This window comes from Mycobacterium sp. (genome assembly GCF_049281135.1).
GTDB lineage: Bacteria > Actinomycetota > Actinomycetes > Mycobacteriales > Mycobacteriaceae > Mycobacterium.
In genome coordinates this window covers 1-5151 of record NZ_JBAPRN010000233.1, presented here as the reverse complement: position 1 = coordinate 5151, position 5151 = coordinate 1, and the positions used below count along the sequence as shown (strand labels likewise).

The 5151-nt window shown below is 61.2% G+C and carries 8 protein-coding genes; 7 read left to right on the top strand and 1 reads right to left on the bottom strand.

All coding sequences use genetic code 11. The features are described from left to right. Positions 1–41 precede the first annotated feature (41 nt). Together WAN02_RS09485 and WAN02_RS09480 are read left to right on the top strand one after the other, a co-directional pair. The gene (locus WAN02_RS09485) at positions 42–275 is read left to right on the top strand and encodes a hypothetical protein (RefSeq protein WP_422263898.1); all 234 of its coding nucleotides are present in this window, start codon (positions 42–44) and stop codon (positions 273–275) included. 157 nt (positions 276–432) lie between these two features. After that, the gene (locus tag WAN02_RS09480) at positions 433–783 is read left to right on the top strand and encodes a hypothetical protein (RefSeq protein ID WP_422263897.1); all 351 of its coding nucleotides are present in this window, start codon (positions 433–435) and stop codon (positions 781–783) included. Positions 784–1003: 220 nt separating this feature from the next. Here the strand turns inward: WAN02_RS09480 and WAN02_RS09475 are convergent, their stop codons facing one another. Beyond that, positions 1004–1375 (bottom strand): phage major capsid protein, encoded by a 372-nt coding sequence (locus tag WAN02_RS09475; RefSeq protein WP_422263896.1) that lies wholly within the window; start codon positions 1373–1375, stop codon positions 1004–1006. 1143 nt (positions 1376–2518) lie between these two features. Here WAN02_RS09475 and WAN02_RS09470 point away from each other — a divergent pair. The 5 genes from WAN02_RS09470 to WAN02_RS09450 all read left to right on the top strand — a co-directional run bounded on the left by WAN02_RS09470 (position 2519) and on the right by WAN02_RS09450 (position 4976). Beyond that, positions 2519–3019, top strand: a complete 501-nt coding sequence (locus WAN02_RS09470; RefSeq protein ID WP_422263895.1) for a hypothetical protein — start codon at positions 2519–2521, stop codon at positions 3017–3019. Between the two features lie 10 nt (positions 3020–3029). Continuing rightward, the gene (locus WAN02_RS09465) at positions 3030–3476 is read left to right on the top strand and encodes a hypothetical protein (RefSeq protein ID WP_422263894.1); all 447 of its coding nucleotides are present in this window, start codon (positions 3030–3032) and stop codon (positions 3474–3476) included. Between the two features lie 3 nt (positions 3477–3479). Next, a complete protein-coding gene (locus WAN02_RS09460; RefSeq protein WP_422263893.1) occupies positions 3480–3965 on the top strand; it encodes a hypothetical protein in 486 nt (161 codons plus the stop codon). A 124-nt stretch (positions 3966–4089) separates the two neighbouring features. Then, entirely contained in the window at positions 4090–4479 is a 390-nt protein-coding gene (locus tag WAN02_RS09455; protein ID WP_422263892.1) for a hypothetical protein, read from the top strand. Further along, positions 4476–4976 carry a hypothetical protein gene (locus WAN02_RS09450; RefSeq protein WP_422263891.1) on the top strand — a complete coding sequence of 167 codons (501 nt, stop codon included), beginning with the start codon at positions 4476–4478 and terminating at the stop codon, positions 4974–4976. Before WAN02_RS09455 ends, WAN02_RS09450 begins: the two co-directional genes overlap by 4 nt. The last annotated feature ends 175 nt before the right edge of the window (positions 4977–5151 follow it).

The window sequence follows — 5151 nt, the reverse complement described above, 5'->3', positions numbered from 1 at the left end:
GCCTCGTCATTGACGAACCCGACCGACTCAGCATCCAATCGATGGACGACGTGATCGTCACCAGGAGTGCTGCGAGCGACGCGCATACCATCACCCTGAACGACGCAGCGCTGACCGTCGATCGGCCGGCCAGTGACCGGCTGAATCTGGCGGGGCAGATCGACGGGCACCACGTCACGATGACGCTGCGTCGTCTCGACCTCGACAGCTTGCCCTTGTACCGCAGCCGTTTTCACTGGGTCCAGGAATACCCCGACATCCCATCCGAAAATTAGGAGCCAGGTGCTGAAACACACTGCCACCGCCGCTTTGCTCGCTACTGCGTTAATAGTTTTTCCTGCAACGGCTTACGCCGATTGTGGGGACCCCGGCCAAGACCCCTGCACCGGACCAGTCCCCACCGTCGATCAAGTCCTCGCGATCATGGCGGAGTTGACTGACCCTAACCGACCAGCGGTGAGCAAGGGCGACATCGTTACGCCACCATTTTCGCCGGATCAAGCGGGAACCGTCGATGACCATTTACATCGATCAGATGCCGCGGGGCTGTTGCCGTACCCCTTCGTCGTGACCGACATCGTGTCGGCACCCAACAACTTCGCGGGCGTCACCGTGACGGCAAACGGCATCTTCCATCAACAAAGCGCCCCTCAACACATCGTGCTGACCGATCAGCATGGGCGTTGGCTGCTCACCAACGATGCAGCGTGGACCATGCTGGACCATTTCTGGTACAACGCCCACACCCGCATGCCGCCGTACGTCTCTGGTAACAGCATCTAGCTCGTTGTCGCTCAGTGCTGCTGCACCGTGCAGAAGTCTCCCTAAGCCATTAGCAGTCGGAACGCGGAGTCGTTGATCGAGTCCGCGCCGTAGCGTGCCTACATCCACAAGCCTCGCTGGCCTGTAGGCCGAAGGTTGTTGGGACAGAACAGGTGCGGGATCAACTCCACGGTGGCCCCGACCCGTTGCGTCACAACGAAGTTGGAGAAATCACCGTAGATCAGCAGATCCTTACCGGCCGCATCGTGATGTCCATGAACGACGCCTCGTGGGTTGGCCGGCCGACCAACGTCGGCGGATTTCCCTGCATCGAAGGGAATTTCAGCGCACCGTTGGTGGTCTCCTCCTGCCTGATGCTATTGGCGACGACGAGGTTGCTGAGCCATCGGGCATTGGCCTGCCAGCGCGGACCCAACGCATTCTGGACGACGTAAATGTCAGACGCCGCAAGGACTCCGCTGCTACCCGTGTTCACCACGCTGGCCCCGCCTGCAAGCGCGGTCACGATGCCGGTGGGCTGGCCGGTACCGGAACCCACCGTGAGCGCCTGATTGAGACCTGAAAGTAGGCGACTTGCGGGCAGGGTGTCCACCGGCCACGCTCACCACCATGCGCGGCCTTGATGTCATCGACTCCGAGTCGGCTTGCCGCGTGTAGCCGCACGGCACCGACATCCCTTTGGGCGCAACAACGTCTGTGAATATCGTGAGCCCGAGCTTGGAATTCACTGGCACGATCGACGTATGAGAATTCGTATAGGTACTCTCAGCAAATCAGCGTGTTCTTAAGCATGAGCACGCCGAATGCAACGGGGAACTAGATGGGCCAGACATCAAGAGCCACCGCTGCCAGAGCGATATTGCTCGCGGCATCACTAGCTGGTGTGGCCGCACCGATAGCACTTCTCGTCGATCAAGCGCTGCCGGGCCACGCAGAATCGTGGATTTCAACGCAGCCACAGACCGGGCCTTCGTACTGCCATCGAGCTGCGCGGCATCAACGGGATTTCGGCACCCCGGTCCCACCAGAGTGTGCGAACTCAGCTTGGAATGAAATTGTCTCGCCGCCGTCGCCTGGCGATGCTCCACCATCGGATGACGCCCCCGACGCGCCAGCACCGGCGTCGCCATGACCATGCGCATAGCCGGCGCAGCCACGTTGATGGCGACGCTGACCGCTGCAGCAGTGATCGTCGCTCCCGCGCTGTTGGGTGTCTCGCCGTGGTGGGTGTCATCACAGCCACGTATTCAGGCGACTGGGATTGGTGAATGCAATAAGCTCGCCCAACTTTACCGCGATAATCGGGACACCGTCATCCCAGCGGACTGCGCGAACCGAGGTGCATTCAAGAGGCTATTACCGCAGCCCGATGAATCTCCGCCACCGGATGACACTCCGCCGCTACCGCCGGGGCAGCAGCCATGAAAATCATTGCTGCAGCAACACTTATCGCCGCATTACTAGTAGTCGGTGTCGCGCTGCCGAGCCAAGCCCACGCCTATGTGAACATTTGCTATGCGGCCGCCACGCATTATCGCACCAACTTCAACTACGAGCCGCCGCCGTGGTGCTGGGGCTCGTCATGGTTCCGTTCAACTGACGGACAACATTGGGATAGGCCGCTGCTGCGTGACCGAGACCAGGGCACGCGCCCCCCACCACCGGCGCCGCCAGCTGATGTTCCACCTCCACCGCCGGGTGAAGATGATGAGCCACCACCGCCGGGGCAGCAGCCATGAAAACCATTGCCGCAGCGATGATCCTTGCCGCAGCATTAGTTGTCCCTGCGACTGCCCACGCGGACTGTGGTGACCCCGGTCAAGACCCTTGCACCGGGCCCGTGCCCACGGTTGATCAGGTGCTCGCGATCATGGCTGAGTTGACCGACCCGAACATTCCTGCCGCGAACAAGGGCGACATCGTCACGCCCCCGTTCACCGATGAGCAAGCCGGGAAATTCGACACCATGCTGAATGACATGAATAGCGACGGAATGATACCGCGACATGTTCTGCCGTTGAATCTCACCGTGACAGACATTCAGCCCGCACCCAACAGTTTGGCCGGGGCCACCGTCACGAACGCGCCCGTGTGGAGGCAACTAAAATCTGGCAGCGGACCCGTCGTGTTGGCGTATCAGAATGGGCATTGGATGATCACCGAGCACACCGCATACGCTCGGGTGTATCAATTTTTGGTGGACTGTATGAAAGCTGGTGGGCCGCATGGGATCTAAGTCCAGGTCTATGAAATCCGCTGCCTCAGCGATGATCCTCGCCGCATCACTAGCCGCCCCCGCGACAGCCCACGCGGACAACGTGCCGACTGTCGATCAAGTCACCGACCTGTTGAACAGGTTGACCGACCCAAGCATCCCTGCTGAGGACAAGCACGATGTGGTGACTCCGGATTTTCAGCCGAACAACATCGGGTTCTTGGACAACTGGTGGAACCCACTCGGTCCAGGGTTTTTCCCGGTCGACTTCGCTGTCAACGATATTCAGCCAGCGCCGAATAACACTGCTGGCGCAACCGTGGGTGTTCACGCGAACGGGCACTCAACCTGGGCGAGTCCCAGACCGATCGTGTTGGTCAACCAGGACGGTCACTGGCTGATCACGCTGAAGTCCGGAATGCTTTTGGTAGGCGAGGCCTACAGACACTACGAAGTTCACGCCGTCCCGGTGCTCTGACATATGAAGACCGCCACTGCCGCCGTGCTCGCCGGCGCGTTAATCGCCAGTCCCGCAAAGGCTTCCGCCGACTGCGGCGACCCCGGCCAAGACCCCTGCACCGGACCAGTCCCCACCGTCGATCAAGTCGTCGCGATCATGGCCGAACTTACCGACCCAAACATCCCTGCGGTGAATAAGGGCGACATCGTGACACCAGGCTTTTCGCCCGACGAAGCCGGGACCATCGACGATCATCTTCGTCGCATGGACGGACGCTCGCTGCCGCTCAACTTCAATGTGACCGACATCCGGCCTGCTCCAGCGAATCTGGCCGGGGCCACCGTATCGACTTCGGGGCCAGCACTAGTTCGCAGCTGGAGTCCGCCGGGGCCTGTTGTGCTGGCCGATCAGGGTGGGCGCTGGATGCTCACCCACCACAGCGCCATGAGCGCCCTAGACGCGTATTGGTACAACGCCACCCGCTACATACCTCCCGCTATTAAGTGACTAGCCGCCCATGAACTGTGCCAAGCTCTCTGTTGCCACGACCCTCGCCGCCGCGCTGGTAGCCAGTCCCGCAACGGCTTACGCGGATTGTGATGAATCCGACCAACCCGCGTGTACTGGTCCTGTGCCCACCGTCGATCAGGTGGTTGCCATCATGGCCGAGCTAACCGACCCGGACATTCCCGCTGTGAGCAAGACCGACATCGTCGCTCCCGGATTCGACCCCGACGAGGCTGCAACAATCGACAATCATCTGACCCGGATGCGCACGTTCGGCGGCATTTTGCCGCTTCCCTTCGTTGTGACCGACATCCGACCCGCGCCCAACAACTTGGCTGGGGCGACCGTGGAGATCACCGGGAACCCTTGGCAACGTACCAATCCCCACCCAGTCGTATTGGTCGATCAAGGCGGGCACTGGATGATCACCCACGACACCGCCGTGGCCGAGTTGGACGTGATCTGGCGGGCAACGCAGAGTCCACGGCGGTATGTGCCAGGGTTCGCCCGATGAGCACGCGACGCATGAGCTGGGTCAAGCTCTTCGTCGCGACAACGCTGGCGGCGGCGCTGATCGTTTCGCCCGCAACGGCTTACGCGGACTGTGGAGACGGAGACCCCGACCAGCCACCCTGCACCGGACCCGTCCCGACCGTCGAGCAAGTCGTCGGCCTCATGCAGGAGTTGACTGACCCGAACATTCCTGCGGCGAACAAGGGCAAGGTCATCACGCCGCCTTTCACTGCAGAGGAGGCCGCAACACTCGACCATCAGCTACAGGTGATCGAAGGGCCGGCACTTCCCCTTCCGTTTATTGTGACCAACGTCCAACCCGCTCCCAACCACTTCGCAGGCGCGACGGTGGAAACCGGCGGAAATCGCTACCAGCACACCTGGGCCACCCCGATCATGCTCGTCGAGCAGGACGGGCACTGGAAAATCACCCACGACACCGCCATGCCCGAACTGCACGAATTTTGGCTCAACGGCACCCGAGGTCCGAGGACTTGAAAGTCGTGCATCGCGTCACGCCCCGGTCTCGCTCGGTGTCGCTCTTTCTCGCTGCGCGTCCGATGTGCTCACTGGGTTCAGTTTTATGCCAGCAACCAACGCTAAATTCCGCGCATGAAGATCGTCGTGACGGGGATGACTGGCGCCCTCGATGTCGTCGCGACCAGACATGTGG

What these genes read in the sequence shown, in the direction of transcription:
- WAN02_RS09485 (WP_422263898.1), top strand. Translation starts at nt 42, where the DNA reads ATGGACGACGTGATCGTCACCAGGAGTGCTGCGAGCGACGCGCATACC.
- WAN02_RS09470 (WP_422263895.1), top strand. Translation starts at nt 2,519, where the DNA reads ATGAAAACCATTGCCGCAGCGATGATCCTTGCCGCAGCATTAGTTGTC.
- WAN02_RS09465 (WP_422263894.1), top strand. Translation starts at nt 3,030, where the DNA reads ATGAAATCCGCTGCCTCAGCGATGATCCTCGCCGCATCACTAGCCGCC.
- WAN02_RS09460 (WP_422263893.1), top strand. Translation starts at nt 3,480, where the DNA reads ATGAAGACCGCCACTGCCGCCGTGCTCGCCGGCGCGTTAATCGCCAGT.
- WAN02_RS09450 (WP_422263891.1), top strand. Translation starts at nt 4,476, where the DNA reads ATGAGCACGCGACGCATGAGCTGGGTCAAGCTCTTCGTCGCGACAACG.